Genomic DNA, 18,156 nt, shown 5'->3' with positions numbered 1-18,156 from the left:
CGTCGGCACCGCTCGTCCCGTGACTCGATGGTCGTACAGGCGCGTCGACCGCGCCTCCGCTGAGGGTCAACCGTGGGGCGGGCGGCTTTCCGTCGGATGCCGCGCATACCTCCGCGCCCTCGGGGGCAGGCGAGCGGCACGGGACGGGTGTCCCCTGTTGGGAGTAGAAGGAGAAGCCTGATGCTGATGGCCCACCCCACGGTGCTGACGGACCTCATCGAGCGGTACGAGACGCTGCTGCGTGCCGATGACGGTTCGGTCGAGGCGCGCCGCCGGAGGGAAGACGTCACGTACACCCTGTGCGTGGCCACCGGTACGCGCGACATCGACACCGCGCTGGCCACCGCCCGCCGACAGCTGTCCGCCGCGAACGCCGAGAGCCGCTTCGCGCTCGCCGGCTGACCGAAGCGCCGGCCTGTCCCCGAGAACAGACCGGCAGGGGCGAGCACGGGCCGGGATCGGGGGACGCCGCGCCCGGCCCTACTCACCCGCCGGCCCCCGCGGCGCCTTACCGCCTGCGGGGAAGGGAAGCGTGGCGGCGTCGGCTTCGGCCGCGTCGGCCAGTGCCTCGGCGGCGGCCTCCGCGGCCTTCGCCGTGTCGTCGGCGGCCCTGGCGGCCGCCCTGTCCTCCGAGGACGTCTCACGGGTGGCCGGGGATTTGGGCAGCACCTCGTTGAAGGCGCGGGACACCCCCTGGAGCGCGGAGGTGACCTCGCTGGGGATCACCCAGAAGGTACTGCCCGCGCCCTGGGCGAGCTGGGGCAGCATCTGCATGTACTGGTAGGCGAGCAGCTTGGGGTCGGGGTCGTTGCGGTGGACGGCCTGGAACACCTCGTCGACGGCGCGGGACTGCCCCTCGGCCTTGAGGATCTCGGCGGTGCGGTTGCCCTCCGCCCGGAGCACGGCGGCCTGCTTGTCCCCTTCGGCGGTCAGGATCTGCGACTGCCGCTGCCCCTCGGCCCCGAGGATCGCCGCCCGCTTGTCCCGCTCGGCGCGCATCTGCTTCTCCATGGCGTCCTTGATGGACTGCGGAGGGTCGATGGCCTTGATCTCCACGCGGTTGACCCGCAGCCCCCACTTGCCCGTCGCCTCGTCGAGCACGCCGCGGAGCTGGTTGTTGATGGTGTCCCGGGAGGTCAGGGTCTTCTCCAGGTCCATGGAACCCACCACGTTGCGGAGCGTGGTGACGGTGAGCTGTTCGACGCCCTGGAGGAAGTCGGCGATCTCGTAGGCGGCGGCGCGTGGATCGGTGACCTGGAAGTACAGCACGGTGTCGATCTCGACGACCAGGTTGTCCTCGGTGATGACCGGCTGCGGCCTGAACGAGACGACCTGTTCCCTGAGGTCGATCTCCGGATAGACGCGGTCGACGTAGGGGATGACGAGATTGAGCCCGGGCCGCAACGTGCGCCGGTAGCGGCCGAGTCGCTCGACGTTGCGGGCCCGCGCCTGCGGCACGATGCGTACCGCCCGTACCACGGTGAACACGGCGAGCGCCGCGAGGATCAGACCGGCTATGAGCAGTCCCGGCACGTCCATGACTCACTCCCGGGGGTAGACGACGGCGGTGGCGCCATCGATTTCCATGACGTCGACCGTCGCTCCCGGAGGTATCGACAGCGTCTCGTCGTAGGCGCGGGCCGTCCACTCGTCGCCGCCGATGCGGACCCTGCCGCCCAGGCCGGTCACCTCCGAGACGACCTGGGCGGAGCGGCCCACCAGCGCGTCCATGCCGAATCGCTCGGTCTGGGGTCCCCGTAGATGGCGCACGGCGACGGGGCGTACGAACAACAGGCTGACCACGGCCAGCGCGGTGAAGACGACGAGCTGCAGGGGCGGCGGGACCCCCAGGGCGGCGGTTCCCGCCGTGACCGCCGCGGCGACGCCGAGGATCCCGAGTGCGGCGGTGAGGGTGAGGATCTCCGCCACCGCCAGCACCCCTGCGGCGATCAACCAGATCAGCCAGAGGTCCATAGCGCTCTCCCGGCGGGTGCGACTCCGCGGAAGGCCGTACGAACAGCGCACCCTTTTGTCGTTTCTACCCCGTTTTGCGACGGTGCACGCTCAGGCCGACCGCCCTTCCCGCTCCTCCCTCGCCCGCCAGGGGGTCGGGGGTTTCGATGTCCCCTCGACGCCGGTTGCGGCCCTCCGCGGTCCGCGTGCCAGTCTTGGCCTCCGCGCGTCCGGAGCTCGTCGGTCGCGTGGGGAGAGAGACCGGGAGGAAGCGTGACGGAGAAGGATCCAACCGAGGGGCACCTGGAGGGGTACGCCGAGATCCTGACGAACGTGTGCGCGACCCGTCGTACGCTCACCCGTGAGGAACGCGAGGCCCTCCGCTCCCGCGGGGAGCGGGCCGCGGAGGCCGGTGTCGGACTGCGGCCCCTCGTCCGCGCCCACCTCTCCGCAGCGCAGAGGGTACTCCTCGACGTGCCGAGGAGCGCCGCGGATCACCTGCTGGGCGCCGTCGGGCAGGCCGTCGACGCGTTCGCCGAGGGCCACGAGCGCGCGCAGCATCTGGCGATGCGTCAGGAGGAGGCCGCGCGCCGGGAGTTCATCGACGACCTGCTCTACGGCCGGAGTGACCTCGGCCGCCTGGCCGAACGTGCCGAACGCTTCGGCCTGCTCCTGTCCCACGCCCACGCCGTGGCCGTCGCCCAGGGCCCGGAGCCGTACAGCGACGGTTACGCGGTCACCCGTACCGTCGAGTCCGCGCTCATCGCCCGCTTCGGCGACCGCCGCATCCTGCTCACCACCAAGGACGGCCGCCTGATCTGCGTCGCACCGGCCGACGAGCCCGACGTGCTGGCCCACTTCGCCAAGCAGGCGTACGCGGCGACCGACGGCGGCCGGGTCGCCATCGGTCGCGCCCACCCGGGCGCGGGTGGAGTCGTCCACTCCTACGAGGAGGCCCTCAACGCCCTCGACCTCGCCGCGCGCATGCACCTGGACGAGCCGGTCCTGCACGCCGCCGATCTCCTGGTCTACCCGGTCCTCACCCGAGACCGGCAGGCGATGGCCGACCTCGTCCGCACCATCCTCGGCCCGCTCAAGGAGGCCCGGGGCGGCGCGAAGCCTCTGCTCGACACCCTGACGGCGTACTTCGACACCGGCTGCGTCACCGCGCAGGCGGCCCGTCGCCTGAACCTCAGCGTGCGGGCCATGACGTACCGCCTGGACCGCATCCACCGCCTGACCGGCGCGGATCCCGGCGACCCGGTCCAGCGCTACACCCTCCAGACCGCCGTCGTCGGCGCCCGCCTCCTGGACTGGCCCGACCAGGCCCTGTGATCAGGTTCCGGCCGGCCGGTCGTGTGTCGACGGAGGCGCGGCGAGAGCCCGGCCGGGCGGGCCCGGCCCTCCGCCGAGCCCGCCACACCGGCTCCCCACGGGAGCCGGACCGTGTCATGCCGTCAGCGCCGCAGTGTCAGCAGCCCCGGCCGATAGGGCCACAGACCGTACTCCCCACCGGAGTTCGGGTCGCGTCCCTGGTAGAGGAACCGCAGATTGCAGGGATCGACGGTGAAGGTCTGATCGGCCCCGGCGCGGATCAGTTCGCCATGGCTGATGTCGTTGGTCCACGTGACGCCGGTGTTGGCCTTGCCGGCGAAGGAGTTGCTCTCGGTGGCGGCCTGGGGCGTCCACGTGCCGTCCAGACTGGTGGCCGTGAACGAGCGGAAGTACCGGCCCTGCGAGCCGATCGCCTCGACGAGCATCAGGTAGCGGTTCTGGCCCTGGAGCTTGTAGACCTGAACGGCTTCGAACAGGTTGTTCGTCGTGTCGCTCATGATCACGGTCGAGGTCGTGCCGAAACTGCCCGGGAAGTTCCCGATCGGCATGCCCGCCCGGTAGATCTTGCCGTTGTCGCCGGCGAAGAACAGGTACATGTTCGCGCTGTCACCGATGAGTGTCTGGTCGATGGGTCCTGTCGGGGAGCCGGTGATGCCTCCGGAGAAGAGCACCTGCTCCGATGACCAGCCGTTCGGGTTGGCGGGGTCGCTCGACGTCCGGTAGGAGAAGGCGGTTCTCCCCCACTGGTAGGCGAGCACCCAGATGTTCTTCGGCGCGAAGTAGAAGAGCGTGGGCGCGACGACGGACGTCGACATCGCGTTCTGGGCGGCCGAGGCCATCTCCGACCAGTCGGTGAAGAGGCCGAAGTTCATCGAACCCCACGTCTCCCCCGTGTCGTGCGTCGTCGCGTAGACGAGCTGTCGGCCGTTGTAGGGGGCGACGGTGAAGTCCTTGAGCGAGACCCACCCCGGTTTGGGCTGCGCCAGCGGGCCCGTCGATGTCCAGCGGTACGTCGACGGAAGGGGGCACGGGCCGGGGTTGCCGCCGCCGACCTTGACCAGCTGCCACTGCTGGTTGCCGCCGCCCCAGTCCTCGTACTGGACGATGTTCGCGTTGTCGGCGGTGGAGCCGCCTTGTACTTCGAGGGCCTTGCCGCTGTGGCGCGCGATGAACCTCACGTGACCGTCCGAGCTGTCGGCCAGTCGCCACTGCTGATGGGCGCCGTTCAGGTCGGCCCATTGGACGATCGGGCCGCCGTTCGCGGTGGACCCGTTGTGGACGTCCAGCACCTTGCCGGAGTGCCGGGACTTGATGCGGTAGTAGCCGCCTCCCGAGTCGACGAGCTGCCACTGCTGCTGGTTCTGATCGTTCCTGGCCCACTGGGTGATGCGGGCACCGTCATGGGTCGCCAGGTTGTGGACGTCCAGCGCTTTGCCGCTGTTGCGGTTGATGAGCACGTAGGAGGCGTTGGTGTCGATGACCGGCGCCGCGCCGGCGGGCTGCGCACCGAGGTAGGCGGCCAGGAACAGCAAGGGCATGAGGACGGCGAGCAGGCCTCTCAGGTGGAACGGGGACGGATGGCGGGACCACATCAGAGGAACTCCTTCGGGGGGCGTGGTGAGATGACCCCGACCAGCCGCGGAGCGGCCGCGCCAGGGGGCGGGTACGGGATGGACGTGGAGGCGGCCACACACTCGGGGGGCCGTCCCGAACGCCGCATGTTAGCGCTCACAATTTTGGGCCTTCCGGTACCGTCAGACGTTTCACGAGACTCCTCAAGTGAGGTTCACACAGGACGGATTCAGCCTTTGGTGGCGCCCGCGGTGAGGCCGCCGATCAGCTGCCGCTCGGCGACGGCGTAGAAGGCGAGCGCGGGGACCATGGCGAGCACGATGTAGGCGAGGACGAGCGCGTAATCGGTCGAGTACTGACCCTGGAACTGCTGGACGCCGACCGGGATCGTCTGCCATTTCGGGTCGTTGAACACCAGGAGGGGCAGGAAGAAGTTGTTCCAGCTCGCGACGATCGCCAGCACCGAGACCGTGCCGAGCGCCGGACGCGCCATCGGCAGCAGAATCTTCCAGAAGAAGCGGAGCTTGCCGCAGCCGTCCACGATGGCCGCCTCCTCGACCTCCGCCGGGATGGTCCGGAAGAAGCCGCGCAGAATGATGATCGCCATGGGGAGCCCGAAGGCCGCCTGCGGGAGGATCACCCCGAGCGGGTTGTCGAGCAGGCCGAAGGTGCGCAGCATGAGGAACAGTGGCAGGACGGCCACCGCGAACGGGAACATCAACCCGATCGTGAAGAGCGTGTAGAACAGCTCCCTGCCCCGGAAGGCATAGCGGGCCAGCACGAATGCCGCCATCGCGGCGGCCGCCACCGTGCAGCACGTCGTGCCGATCGCGATGCCCGCGCTGTTGGCGATCTGCCGCCAGAACATTCCGTCGCCGAGAATGCCGGTGTAGTTGCCGGTCTTCCACCGCTGGGGCAGGCCGAAGGGATTGGTCGTCAACTCGCCGGTGCTCTTGAACCCGGAGATCACCGCGTAGATCAGGGGCACGACGACGAACGCGCCGATCAGCCAGACCACAGCGTGCAGCGACAGGCCGCGTGCCGTCCTTCCTCCGGCGTTCACCGGCCGCCTCCCGTGGTGACGGCCCCGCCCAGGTCACGGCGGAGCACGTAACGCTGGTAGAAGAGGGAGAAGGCCAGGCTGATCATGAACAGCACCACGCTGATCGCACTGGCGTAGCCGACCTGGTACCGCTTGAACCCGAACTGGAACATCGAGATCGCCATCGTCTCGGAGGAGTGGTTGGGCCCGCCCGCCGTCATGACCCAGACGAGGTCGAAGAGCTGGATGGACCCGATGATCGAAAGGAAGACGCTGATCCGGATCGTCGGGCCGAGCAGCGGCAGCGTCACGTGCCGGAAGCGCTGCCAGGCGCCGGCGCCGTCGATGGAGGCGGCCTCGAGTATCTCGCCCGGGATGCTCTGCAGCCCGGCGAGGAAGAGCATCATATGGAAGCCGAAGTACTTCCAGATCATGACCACGAACAGGGTCGGCATGACCGTGGAGGGATCGGCGAGCCACGTGCCCTGCAACCCCTCCAGGCCCAGGGCGCCGACGAGATGGTCGGCCATGCCATCGCCTGGCAGGAAGATCAGGGTGAAGAGGACCGCCGTGACCACCTCGGACAGGATGTACGGCGCGAAGAACAGCATCCGGTAGACGGCCCGGCCGCGCAGCCTCTGGTTGAGCAGGACCGCGGTGAAGAGCGCGAAGGGCAACTGCACCGTGACCGACAGGACGATCAGGTACAGCCCGCGCCTGAGGTCGCCGAGGAAGACCTGGTCGTCGAACAGCTTGGTGTAGTTCGCGAAACCGACGAAGTGGTCCATGGGGCCTATCCCGCCCCACTTGAAGAAGCCTGTGTAGACGGCGACCACGATCGGAGTGAGGACGAAGACGAGGAAGAGGACCAGAGCCGGGACGAGGAACCAGGCGACCGACGCCCAGCTTCCCCACGCGCGCAGGAGCGACCGGGCCGGGACGGGCGGGCGCATCGGCACGGCGTGTTCCGTCCGCTCCTCGGTCAGGACGGGCACGGAGTCAGGCACTCTTCGCAGCCTCGGTGATCGACGCGGTGACCTGCTCGGGAGTCTTCTTGCCGGCGATGAGGTCGGCGACGCTGTCGTTGATCTCCTGGCCGACCGCCGGCGGGTAGGCCTGGTCGAGGAAGAGCTGGAAGCCCGTCGCCCTGACCAGGCTGTCGGCCACCACCTTCCTGTTCACGTCGGCGAGTTGGCTCTCCGCGCCCTTGACCACCGGCAGGAAGCCGTTGGAGGCCAGCAGCTTGGACTCGTTCTCCAGGACGAAGAACTTCAGGAAGTCCAGCGCCTCCTTCGGGGCGCCCTTGCGCAGGGCGAAGCCGCCGCCACCGCCGAACACCTCGGTGACCTGGCCGACACCGCCGTCGACCGCCGGGAAGGGAAAGAAGCCCAGGTGCGCTCCGAGGTCGGCGCCCGCGTCCTTCTGGACCGACGGTCCCCACTGCCCCATCAGCTCCATGGCGGCCTTGCCGTTGCCCATGGTCGCGGCCTGTCCGCCCGGGGTGGCGTAGCCGGCGCCGAGGAAGCCCTTCTGGAACGGCTGGAGGTCGACCAGTTCCTTGAGGCGGATACCTGCCTGGACGAAGCCCGCGCCGGTGAAGTCCTTGGTGGTCGCTGCCTGCCGTAGCGCGGGAAGGCCCGCGACGCGCATCGCGAGGTAGGCCCAGTAGTAGTGCCCCGGCCATTTCTCCTTGCCCGCGAGGGCGATCGGGATGACACCCGCCGCCTTGAGCTTCCTGACGTCTTCAAGGAGCTGCGACCAGGTGGTCGGCGGATCGGTGATCCCCGCCTGGGCGAAGAGCTTCTTGTTGTACCAGAAGCCGACCATGCCGACGTCATAGGGCACTGCGTAGGTCCGGCCCCCGAACTGATAGGCCTGCAGCGAGACCGGGGTGAGGTCGGACGACCAGTCGAGTGCGTCGGTGAGGTCCTCGACCAGCCCCGCGTCGACCTGTTGCCGCAGCACGCCGCCGCCCCAGGTCTGGAAGACGTCGGGGAGCTTGCCCGAGGAAGTGACGGCGGTCAGCTTGGCCTTGAACGCCTCGTTCTCCAACGAGGTCGTCTCGATCGCGATGTTCGGGTGAGCGGACGTGAACGCCGAGGAGATCTGCGGGAAGAGGGACTTGCCCGGTTCCGTCGTGGCGATGTTCCACCATGCGAACGTCACCTCGCCGCCGGCCGCCCGCTTGCCGCCGGAGTCGTCGGCGCCGCATGCCGCGGCCAGGGAGACGGACAGTGCGGTCAGGCCCGAGAACGCCAGGAAGCTTCGTCGGCTCGGGGGTTTGCTGGTCATGGGACCTCCGGGGTGGGGAATGCCGGTTCGCGCCCGAAAACGTTTCGAAACACTCTCAAATTCTGTGCTGCCACAAACTAGGAACGCGGGGCTTCTCGGTCAAGGCTTGTAGCCAACTTGGTTGAGAGCGAGGGTTGTTCTCGGGCTTGACAAGCAGCTCCGTCGACCAGAAACTCGTCGAAAGTTTGCGATACCTTTCGCCTACCGAAGGTGTCCGCGCAGAGGAGAGAAGTTGAGCGAGCAGCGTCCGACCCTGGCCGTCATCGCCGCGGAGGCGGGGGTCTCCCAGGCAACCGTGTCCAAGGTGATCAACGGCCGCTCCGATGTCGCACCCTCGACGCGCGAACGGATCGAGGGTCTGTTGCGGTCTCACCAGTACCTCCGTCCCGGCCGGCAGGGCAGGGTCCGCAGGTCCGGGCTCGTCGACCTGATCATCGGCGGTCTGGACAGCGCGTGGGCGGTGGAGATATTGCGCGGCGTCGAGGCCGAGTGCGCCCGGCGCAGCGTCGGCACCGTTGTATCGCTCGTGCCGCCGGGCGAGGCCACGCCGTCGAGCTGGGCCGCCCTGCCGGCCCTGCACCACAGCGACGGCGTCATCCTGGTGACCAGCTCGGTCACCCGAGCCCAGCGCACCCAGGTCGAACGGGCAGGGGTGGCGCTGGTCGTCATCGACCCGATCGACCTGCCGGGCAACGGTGTGCCGAGTATCGGCGCCACCAACTGGGCGGGCGGCCTCGCCGCCACCGAGCACCTGCTGGAGCTGGGGCACCGCCGGATCGCCACGATCGGCGGGCGTAAGGAGATGCTCTGCAGCCAGGCCCGCATCGACGGGTACCGGGCCGCCCTGGAGCGGGCCGGGATCGAGGTCGACCGCACTCTGATCCGCTTCGGCGACTTCCAGCACGAGGGCGGGTTCCGGCAGGCCCGGGAACTACTCGCCCTTCCCGACCCGCCGACCGCCATCTTCGCCGGCAGCGACCAGCAGGCGATGGGCGTCTACGAAGCCGCCCGGCAGGCCGGACTGAGCATCCCGCAGGACCTCAGCGTGGTCGGCTTCGACGACCTGCCGATGTGTGAGTGGCTGTCACCACCGCTGACGACGGTGCGCCAGCCGTTGGAGGAGATGGGCCGACTTGCCGCCCGCACACTGTTCCAGCTTCTGGAGGACCAACCCCTGGTCAGCCCCCGGATGGAGCTTTCGACCGAACTCAAGGTCCGGGTCTCCACCGCCCCGCCCCGTCCCTAGGAGAACCCCTTGACGACCGTTCCCTGGCGTGACCCCCTCCTCCCCGCGTCCGTACGAGTCGCCGATCTGCAGAAGCGGATGACGTTGGAGGAGAAGGCGGGCCAACTCGCAGGCTTCTGGGCGTTGCCCTCGAATCCGGGAGCGCCTGTCGCACCGATGGAGGACGATTCGGCCGAGCCGGCGCCCGGTCTCGACGACATCGCCGCCCACGGGCTGGGCCAGCTCACCCGGGTGTACGGCACCGCTCCGGTCACCGCTGAGGCCGGAATGGAACGGCTCGCCTCGCTCCAGCGGCAGGTGACCGCATCCGGACGGTTCGGGATCCCGGCGGTCGCGCACGAGGAGTGCCTGACCGGGTTCATGACGTTCGGAGCGACGGTCTTCCCCGGGCCCCTCGCCTGGGGCGCGTCCTTCGATCCCGGGCTCGTGCGCCGGATGGCCGCCGCCATCGGCGCGGGTATGAGACGGGTCGGCGTCCACCAGGGACTGGCTCCGGTGCTCGACGTGGTCCGTGACTACCGGTGGGGCAGGACGGAGGAGTGCATCAGCGAGGACCCCTACCTCGTCGGTGCGATCGGCACCGCCTACGTACAGGGGTTGGAAGGCGCCGGGATCGTGGCGACTCTCAAGCACTTCGCCGGGTACTCGGCCTCGCGCGGCGGCCGGAACATGGCCCCCGTCGCCTCGGGTCCTCGCGAGTTCGCCGACGTGCTGGTCGAGCCCTTCGTGCGGGCGCTACGCGAGGGAGGCGCCCGTTCGGTGATGAACAGCTACACCGACGTGGACGGCGTCCCGGTGGCCGCCGACCGACGGCTGCTCACCGACGTGCTCAGGGGAGAGCTCGGTTTCAGCGGTGTCGTCGTCGCCGACTACTACGCCGTCTCCTTCCTGGAGACCCGGCACCACGTGGCCGGGTCGCGCGGCGCGGCCGGCGCGCTGGCGTTGACCGCCGGAATCGACGTCGAGCTGCCCACGGCCCGCTGCTACGGCGAGCCGCTGACCGAACTCGTGCGGTCGGGAAGCGTACCCGAGGAGCTCATCGACCGGGCCGCGGAACGGGTCCTGCGGCAGAAGGCCGAACTCGGCCTCCTCGACCCCGACTGGGAACCCGTCAAGCCCGAGCCCGTCGACCTCGACCCGCCGGAGAACCGGGCACTGGCCAGGCTCCTGGCGGAACGGTCCACCGTGCTACTCGCCAACGACGGCATCCTGCCGCTGCGGCCGTGCCGGGTCGCGATCAGCGGGCCGTACGCCGACGACCCCCAGTCCTTCCTCGGCTGTTACTCCTTCCCCAACCACGTCGCGCTGCCCGGCGCCCTCGGGCTGGAGATACCGACGCTCGGCGAGGCGCTCACCACCGCCGGGTTCACGGTCACCGCGGTCGATCCGGACGTGCACGTGCTGATGCTCGGGGACCGGGCCGGCATGTTCGGCCGGGGCACCTCCGGGGAGGGCTGTGACGCCGAGACCCTCGCCCTGCCCGGCGACCAGGCAGCACTCGCCTCGGCCGTGCTGGAGTCCGGGGTGCCGACCGTCCTGGTCCTCGTCGCCGGGCGGCCCTACGCGCTCGGCTCGCTGGCCGAGCGCGCGTCGGCCGTGGTGCAGGCCTTCTTCCCCGGCGAAGAGGGGGGGACAGCACTGGCCCGGATCATCAGCGGGGCCGCGGAGCCGTCCGGGCGGTTGCCCGTCTCCATACCCCGCGAGGTCGGCGGTCAGCCCGGCACCTACCTGCACTCCGGGCTCGGCGGGCACACCGACTGGAGCTCGGTGGACCCGACCCCGCTGTTCCCTTTCGGACACGGGCTGAGCTGGACCAGCTTCCGCTGCTCGGAGCTCTCGGTGGATCCCGTCGCCGCGACGGACGGAGTCGTCGCCGTCTCGGTCACCGTACGCAACGTGGGAGAGGTGGCCGGAACCGAGGTGGTCCAGCTGTACCTCTCGGACCCCGAGGCGTCCGTCGTCCGGCCGCAGCGGTGGCTCGCCGGATTCTGCCGGGTCGAGCTGCAACCGGGTGCGGCCGCCCGGATCACCTTCTCCGTCCATGCCGACCGGACCTCGTTCACTGGGCTCGACCTGCGCAGAAGAGTGGAGCCCGGGGAGATCGGGGTGGCCGTCGGGCGCTCCAGCGGCGACCTGCCGCTCCAGGGCTCCTTCACTCTGGACGGCCCCGTACGTCACCCGGCGGCCGACCGGATCCTGTCCGTTCCGGTCGAGATCGTCCCGGTTCCGTGACCGCGTCGTTCGGGGATCCCGTACTCCCCGGGTTCCGGCCCGACCCCTCCGTCTGCCGAGTGGGAGCGGACTACTACGCGGTGACGTCCAGCTTCGAATGGTTCCCGGGCCTTCCCGTGTTCCACAGCCGCGATCTCGTGAACTGGCGGCGCCTCGGCTCCGCGCTCGACCGGGCGTCTCAGCTCGACCTCGACGGGTGCGAGCCCTCACGGGGACTGTTCGCACCGACGATCCGGCACCACGAGGGGGTCTTCCATCTCGTCTGCACACTGATGGACGGCCCCGGCCACTTCGTCGTCACGGCGACCGACCCGGCGGGCCCGTGGTCGGAACCGCTCTGGCTGGAGGGCGACGGCTTCGACCCGTCGCTGTTCTTCGACGACGGGCCGGACGACGGCGACGGCGACGGCGACGGCCGGGCCTGGTTCACCGCCGCCCGCGTGCTGGACGAGGCCGTCGGCCGCACCGAGATCTGGATGCGCGAATACCTTCCCCGCGAGCGGCGGCTCACGGGACCCGAACACGTCCTCTGGTCGGGCAGCCGACCGGGTGCCCGCTGGTCAGAAGCCCCGCACCTCTACAAGATCGACGGCACCTACCTGCTGCTCACCGCCGAGGGCGGCACCGATGTCGACCACAGTGTGGTGGCCGCCCGCGCCGACCACGTTACCGGCCCCTACAAGGGCGCCCCCGGCAACCCGGTGCTCCCACCCGCCACGGGACCGACCACGTGCACCGGGCACGCCGACCTGGTCCGAACCCCTGACGGCGACTGGCGGGCCGTCCTTCTGGGCGTCCGCCCGGGCTCCGCCATCGGCCGCGAGACGTTCCTCAGCCGGATCAACTGGAACGACGGCTGGCCGGTCTTCTCCCCCGTCGGCCACACCGCCCTTCGTCGCCCCCTCCACGACGGCTTCGCTGCCCTCTCCGCCGACTGGAGCACCCTGCGCACCCCACGCGCCCGGTTCTGGAGCACCGGTGACGGGCTCCGCCTCCAGCTCCGCCCCGAGCGCCTCGGCGAACGCACCACCCCGTCCCTCCTGGCTCGCCCCCAGGAACAACCCGACTGCGACGTGTCCACCGAACTCCGCTTCACCCCCGCCGCACCGGACGAACAGGCGGGGCTCGCCGTAGTCCTCGACGACGACGCCCACCTCCTCCTCCTGCACAGCACGGAGGGACTCAGCCTCCGCCAGGGGCCCCATGTCCTGGCCCGCGTTCCCGTTCCCCCGGGACCGGTTCGCCTCGGAGTCCGCATCCGCGGCTTCCGTCACACCTTCGCCTACGCGGCATCCGACGGCGCCTGGCAGGACCTGACCACCGTCGAAGCCACCTTCCTCACCCCGCTGTTCACCAGCGTCCAGCTCGGCCTCTACGCCACGTCCAACGGCCGCCCGTCCACCAACCAGGCGCACTTCCCGTGGTTCGACATCACGTACCCGAGCCGGCAGTGACCGCCGGGACTCGGGCGTCGACAAGGGAAATGCCTGTTCATGGCGATCTCTTCTCCAAGAGTCGCCGTTCAGATCCCGCACACATGTCCAGAATCCGCCGAGTTCAGCCCGGTTCCGCGAATCCCCCCCGGAGGTTCAGTCATGCGCTTGACCGCCAGTCCCCCATCCACCGTCCGCCGGAAGATCCGCGGCCTGTGTACGGCGCTGATCGTCGGCGTCCTCGGATCGGCCGCCGTGCTGGTGGCACCGCCGACCTCGCACGCCGCCGAGACCACGCTCGGCAGCGCGGCGGCGCAGAGCGGACGCTACTTCGGCACCGCCATCTCCTCGGGCCGGCTCAACGACTCGGCGTACACGACGATCGCGGCCCGCGAGTTCAACTCGGTGACAGCTGAGAACGAGATGAAGATCGACGCCACCGAACCGCAGCAGGGCCAGTTCAATTTCACCTCCGGTGACCGCGTCTACAACTGGGCGGTGCAGAACGGCAAGCAGGTGCGCGGCCACACCCTGGCCTGGCACTCCCAACAGCCCGGCTGGATGCAGAGTCTCAGCGGCAGCGCGCTGCGCCAGGCGATGACCAACCACATCAACGGCGTGATGGCCCACTACAGGGGCAAGATCGTCCAGTGGGACGTGGTGAACGAGGCTTTCGTCGACGGCACATCGGGAGCCCGGCGCGACTCCAACCTGCAGCGCACGGGCAACGACTGGATCGAGGTCGCCTTCCGCACCGCGCGCGCGGCCGACCCGGCGGCCAAGCTCTGCTACAACGACTACAACGTCGAGAACTGGACCTGGGCCAAGACCCAGGCCATGTACGCCATGGTCCGTGACTTCAAGCAGCGCGGAGTGCCGATCGACTGCGTCGGTTTCCAGTCGCACTTCAACAGCGACAGCCCGTACCACAGCAACTTCCGCACCACCCTGCAGAGTTTCGCCGCCCTCGGTGTCGACGTGGCCATCACCGAACTCGACATCCAGGGCGCGTCGGCCACGACCTACGCCCAGGTGACCGACGACTGCCTGGCCGTCCCTCGCTGTGTCGGCATCACCGTCTGGGGTGTGCGCGACACCGACTCCTGGCGAGCGGAGCACTCTCCGCTGTTGTTCAACGGCGACGGCAGCAAGAAGTCCGCCTACGCCTCCGTCCTCAACGCACTCAACGCCGTCTCCCCCACGCCCACCCCGCCCGGTTCCGGACCGATCAAGGGGGTCGCTTCGGGCCGCTGCCTGGACGTGCCCGGCTCCAGTACCGCCGACGGCACTCAGGTCACCCTGTGGGACTGCAACAACCGCGCCAACCAACAGTGGACCCTCACCGCCGGAGGTGAGCTCAGGGTCTACGGCGACAAGTGCCTGGACGCCGCCGGCACCGGCAACGGCTCCAAGGTCCAGATCTACAGCTGCTGGGGTGGCGGCAACCAGAAATGGCGCCTCGGCTCCGACGGATCCATCGTCGGCGTCCAGTCCGGCCTCTGCCTCGACGCCGCCGCCAACGGCACCGCCAACGGCACCCCGATCCAGCTCTACTCGTGCTGGAACGGCGGCAACCAGCGCTGGACCCGCACCTGACCTCCCAGGAGCGGTGCTGACGGAGCGCGTTCCGTCAGCCACGGCGGGGCCGAAGGCGGATGTGCCTGCGGCCCCGCGCGGGGCGCCGGGGTCAGGACGGGTCGCCGTACTGGAGTCCGCGCCCGTTGGTGCCGACGTAGACGCGCCCGAAGGTGTCGGGATCGCCGGTGATGACGCCGACACCGCCGATGCTGCCCCACTGGTGGGCGTCGTCGTTGACACGGAGCCAGGTGGCGCCCTTGTCGGTGGAGCGGAAGACTCCGGTGACGTCCTTGACGGTACCGATCAGGTACAGGGCCTGGTAGCCGGTTCCCGGCGCCGCCTTGCCGAAGCCGAGGGCGGAGGCTGACTTCACCGTGGTGAGCGTGGTGAAGGTGCGGCCGCCGTCGGTGGAGTGCAGCAGCCCCCCGGTGCCGCCCGCTACCCACAGGTCTCCGGCGACGCCGGGCAGGGCCGTGAGCCGGCCGGAGGGCAGATCGCCGGCGCGGGCGGTGAACGTCGCGCCGCCGTCGGTGCTGACGTGCAGCGTGCCGCCGGTCAGCGCGTAGAACGTCTTGGCCGAGGAGCGGTCCGCGACGACCACGGCGCCGGCGCCCAGGCCTCCGACCCTCGACCAGCTCGCCCCCTTGTCGGTCGAGCGGTACGGGACCTGGCCTGCCTGGGTCCAGACGATGGCGGAGCCGTCCGCCGCGAGCGCGACCCGGCCGCTGTCGGCGTTGCCGACCGGCTCTGCCGTGAAGCCGTTCCAGCTGCTGCCGCCGTCGGTGGAGTAGGCGCCGTCCTGCGCGCCACCACGGCCGACGCGGACCATCAGCGAGGGGTGGGACTGGGCGAAGTCGATGTCGGTGCTGGTGATCATCATCGGATCGTCCAACCGCCCTGCGGGCACCTTGGTCAGGGAGTCGTGGCGGAACCCGCCCAGGTCGCCCATGGCGCTGATGACGGTGGCGCCGCCGGGCGGGGCGATCGCGTCCATCAGGGAGGTCTCCTCCAGGCCTCGGGCTCCCACGATCCAGTGGCTGGTGCCGCCGCCGTCGGTGGCGTCGGCGTCCTTGCTGCGCCAGATGCCGCCACCGGTGCCGTAGAGCATGTGCCCGGAGTCGAAGGGGTCGATGGCCAGGGCCGTCATCCAGTGTCCGATGCCGGTACCGACGTATGGAGCGCCGGAGGGGTCCCGCTTCGATGTCGCGGCCTGTGCCTTCCAGGTCGTGCCGCCGTCGGTGCTACGGTACAGCTCGTCCTGGGGCCACCAGCGGTGGAGGGTCGCGACCGTCACCGTGGAGGGCTTCTGCGGGTCGACTGCCAGTCCGGAGAACCCGTAGTTGCCCCGAGACGGGGAGACGTTCTTCCACGCCCCGCCGACCGGCGTGTACTTCCACACCGACCCGGCGGTCGCGTCGCCGATGGAGTCGGCGTACGTCAGGTACAGCGAGCCGTCACCGGAGATGACGCCGTGCTGCGGCAGGTGGCCGGTGGGCTGCCCGGGGACGGCCTGCCAGGTGGTGCCACCGTCGGTGGAGCGGTACAGGGAGGTCGACGTGTCGGCGACGCCGACGTAGACCGTCCTGCTGCCGGCCGGGCCGTACGTCACGAAGGCGATGCCCGCGCCGCTGCTCGCTCCGCCCTTGACGGGGAACGCGGACACCTGACGCCATGTCACGCCGTGGTCGCTGCTGCGCCACAGGCCATTCTTCCGGGTGCCGAGCAGGAGGGTGCCGTTGTCCGCGGGGTCGATCGCCAGCCGCTCACCCGCCCCGCGGCCGTGCTCGTTGGCGCCCAGTTTGAAGGGCAGCGCGGTGCGCTGGAAGGTGCGGCCCCGGTCCGTGGAGCGAAGGAGTTCGGCGTTGCCCGCCCAGTCGTTGGTGTAGGTGCCCGCCGCGAGGTAGAGCCGGTCGGGGTCGACGGGATCGGTGGCCAGCGAGTCGATGCCCAGCAGGTTCCAGTCCTTCTCACCGACCCAGTCGGTCAGCGGGGTCCACTGTTCGGCCGCGGCGTCCCAGCGGTAGGCGCCGCCCATGTCGGTGCGCGCGTACAGCAGACCCCTCTGACGCGGGTTGAATACCAGACCGGTGACGTAACCGCCGCCCACGACCTGGACGTTGTTCCACCGGTACGATCCTGCCGCGGCCGTCGGGGTCTCCGCCGACCGCACCAGCTTCCACTGCTGGTTGGCACTGCCTTTGCCGTGGTACTGGATGACTGCCGCGCCGTCGGCCGTGGAGCTTCCGGAGACGTCCAGGACCCGGCCGCTCCCGCGCGACGTCAAGGTGACGGCGTCGGAACCGCTCACCTGGTCGACGCGCCACTCCTGGGAGGTCGAGGAGCTGTCGGTCTGCTGCTCGGCGGGAGCCTTCTCGCCGGTGGAGTCACCCCTTACGCCGAGCACCTTGCCGCTGTTGCGGTTCACCAGCTCGTAGTAGCCGTTCCCGGTACTCCTCAGCCTCCACTGCTGGTTGGCGGTGTTCTGGTCGGTCCACTGCTGGATGTGAGTGCCGTCGGCGGTGGAGAAGCTGTCGACGTCCAGCACCTTGCCGCTGTGCACGGAGACCAGCCGGTAGTAGGCATGAGCGTCGATCGGCGCGGCCTGCGAGTCCTGCTGCACGAAGAGGAGGTAGGGCACGACGAGGGCGGGTGCGCCGAGCAGGAGACCGGTGGCGGTCCAGCGACGGCGGTGACGTCCGCGGCGCCCGCCGTTCGTGGAAGGTGTCATGGAAGGTGTTCTCCTTGCGTGCCGTGCAACGGATGAGAGGTGGTTCCGGGCTCCGGAACGGCCGGACCCAGGCCTCTTGTCGCCACAGGTTCCGCGAAAGGTTGCCCTGTGCCGGAAATCCTTCATGTCCCCTCGTGGCGCGGGACGTCGGTCGGTGCAGAGCGGTGTGCGGGGCGGTGGACGGATCAGTGCTGGGCGAACTGGACCTGTGTCGGCTGCACGGCCTCCGGTCGCAGAGCGATCCCGTCGATGGTCAGTCGCTCTCCGTGGATGTCGGTGATCCTGAGGGCACCGCCACATCCGCTGTCGACGCGAACTTCCAGCCGCGCGAGCGGGTTGCGGTGGCCGGGGAAGCCGTCGGGGGCGTGGCGGCCCTCGACGGTGGCGTGGGGGCCGTCGCCTCGGCCGCCGGAGTGACGGAGGGGCTCGACGGAGTCACGGAGGGGTTCGACGGTCCGGCCATGGTGGGCTTCCCGACCGGCGATGTCAGCCCGACACCTCCCGCGGAGCCGGCGACGGCCGTGGCCGGGGCCGGCCTGGAGTGCTCCTCACGGTCCGGTTGCCTCACCATGACCAGGCAGACGAGAAGACCGATGCCGACCAGCCCCGTGGCGGTGCCCGCGCTCGGCCCTCGTCCGCGCCCGCGATGCCGGGCGGGCGGCCGGGTGCGGGGAGCGCGACCGCCGCGCTGACCGTCATCCGGAGACGACGGATGAGGCGAGGGGCCTCGCCCTCTCGTCGGTCT

13 protein-coding genes are annotated in these 18,156 nt (G+C 70.0%); 6 read left to right on the top strand and 7 right to left on the bottom strand.

Going from position 1 to position 18,156, the window contains the following annotated elements:
* The first annotated feature begins 180 nt into the window (after window positions 1-180).
* On the top strand, window positions 181-402 hold the full coding sequence (locus tag ACFWV2_RS17300; protein ID WP_384405872.1) for a DUF5133 domain-containing protein: 222 nt from the start codon (window positions 181-183) through the stop codon (window positions 400-402).
* A gap of 78 nt (window positions 403-480) precedes the next feature.
* On the opposite strand, the gene ACFWV2_RS17295 is transcribed toward ACFWV2_RS17300, so the two are convergent.
* Together ACFWV2_RS17295 and ACFWV2_RS17290 are read right to left on the bottom strand one after the other, a co-directional pair.
* On the bottom strand, window positions 481-1,539 hold the full coding sequence (locus ACFWV2_RS17295; RefSeq protein WP_384405871.1) for an SPFH domain-containing protein: 1,059 nt from the start codon (window positions 1,537-1,539) through the stop codon (window positions 481-483).
* Window positions 1,540-1,542: 3 nt separating this feature from the next.
* Complete coding sequence (locus ACFWV2_RS17290) at window positions 1,543-1,974, bottom strand: NfeD family protein (protein ID WP_384405870.1); 432 nt, start codon at window positions 1,972-1,974, stop codon at window positions 1,543-1,545.
* A gap of 252 nt (window positions 1,975-2,226) precedes the next feature.
* Here ACFWV2_RS17290 and ACFWV2_RS17285 point away from each other — a divergent pair, with 252 nt between their 5' ends.
* Window positions 2,227-3,288 (top strand): PucR family transcriptional regulator, encoded by a 1,062-nt coding sequence (locus ACFWV2_RS17285; protein ID WP_384405869.1) that lies wholly within the window; start codon window positions 2,227-2,229, stop codon window positions 3,286-3,288.
* A 122-nt stretch (window positions 3,289-3,410) separates the two neighbouring features.
* Here ACFWV2_RS17285 and ACFWV2_RS17280 read toward each other — a convergent pair whose 3' ends face one another.
* From ACFWV2_RS17280 to ACFWV2_RS17265, 4 genes are all read right to left on the bottom strand, one after another.
* A complete protein-coding gene (locus ACFWV2_RS17280) occupies window positions 3,411-4,880 on the bottom strand; it encodes a non-reducing end alpha-L-arabinofuranosidase family hydrolase (protein WP_384405868.1) in 1,470 nt (489 codons plus the stop codon).
* Between the two features lie 209 nt (window positions 4,881-5,089).
* Window positions 5,090-5,923 (bottom strand): carbohydrate ABC transporter permease, encoded by an 834-nt coding sequence (locus tag ACFWV2_RS17275; protein WP_384405867.1) that lies wholly within the window; start codon window positions 5,921-5,923, stop codon window positions 5,090-5,092.
* A complete protein-coding gene (locus ACFWV2_RS17270) occupies window positions 5,920-6,855 on the bottom strand; it encodes a carbohydrate ABC transporter permease (RefSeq protein WP_384405956.1) in 936 nt (311 codons plus the stop codon). Before ACFWV2_RS17270 ends, ACFWV2_RS17275 begins: the two co-directional genes overlap by 4 nt.
* A gap of 46 nt (window positions 6,856-6,901) precedes the next feature.
* Complete coding sequence (locus ACFWV2_RS17265; RefSeq protein WP_384405866.1) at window positions 6,902-8,194, bottom strand: extracellular solute-binding protein; 1,293 nt, start codon at window positions 8,192-8,194, stop codon at window positions 6,902-6,904.
* 232 nt (window positions 8,195-8,426) lie between these two features.
* Here ACFWV2_RS17265 and ACFWV2_RS17260 point away from each other — a divergent pair, with 232 nt between their 5' ends.
* The 4 genes from ACFWV2_RS17260 to ACFWV2_RS17245 all read left to right on the top strand — a co-directional run bounded on the left by ACFWV2_RS17260 (window position 8,427) and on the right by ACFWV2_RS17245 (window position 14,701).
* Window positions 8,427-9,440: a LacI family DNA-binding transcriptional regulator gene (locus ACFWV2_RS17260; RefSeq protein WP_384405865.1), complete on the top strand. Its 1,014-nt coding sequence runs from the start codon at window positions 8,427-8,429 to the stop codon at window positions 9,438-9,440.
* 9 nt (window positions 9,441-9,449) lie between these two features.
* Window positions 9,450-11,672 (top strand): glycoside hydrolase family 3 N-terminal domain-containing protein, encoded by a 2,223-nt coding sequence (locus tag ACFWV2_RS17255; RefSeq protein ID WP_384405864.1) that lies wholly within the window; start codon window positions 9,450-9,452, stop codon window positions 11,670-11,672.
* Window positions 11,669-13,126 (top strand): family 43 glycosylhydrolase, encoded by a 1,458-nt coding sequence (locus ACFWV2_RS17250; RefSeq protein ID WP_384405863.1) that lies wholly within the window; start codon window positions 11,669-11,671, stop codon window positions 13,124-13,126. Before ACFWV2_RS17255 ends, ACFWV2_RS17250 begins: the two co-directional genes overlap by 4 nt.
* A gap of 141 nt (window positions 13,127-13,267) precedes the next feature.
* Window positions 13,268-14,701, top strand: a complete 1,434-nt coding sequence (locus ACFWV2_RS17245; protein WP_384405862.1) for an endo-1,4-beta-xylanase — start codon at window positions 13,268-13,270, stop codon at window positions 14,699-14,701.
* Window positions 14,702-14,792: 91 nt separating this feature from the next.
* On the opposite strand, the gene ACFWV2_RS17240 is transcribed toward ACFWV2_RS17245, so the two are convergent.
* A complete protein-coding gene (locus ACFWV2_RS17240; protein ID WP_384405861.1) occupies window positions 14,793-17,411 on the bottom strand; it encodes an RICIN domain-containing protein in 2,619 nt (872 codons plus the stop codon).
* Window positions 17,412-18,156: the final 745 nt, after the last annotated feature.

Origin of the sequence: Streptomyces sp. NPDC058671 (assembly GCF_042716475.1) — a bacterium.
Taxonomy (GTDB): domain Bacteria; phylum Actinomycetota; class Actinomycetes; order Streptomycetales; family Streptomycetaceae; genus Streptomyces.
Note: the sequence above shows the minus strand (reverse complement) of the source record. Positions and strands in the feature narration are given on the sequence as shown.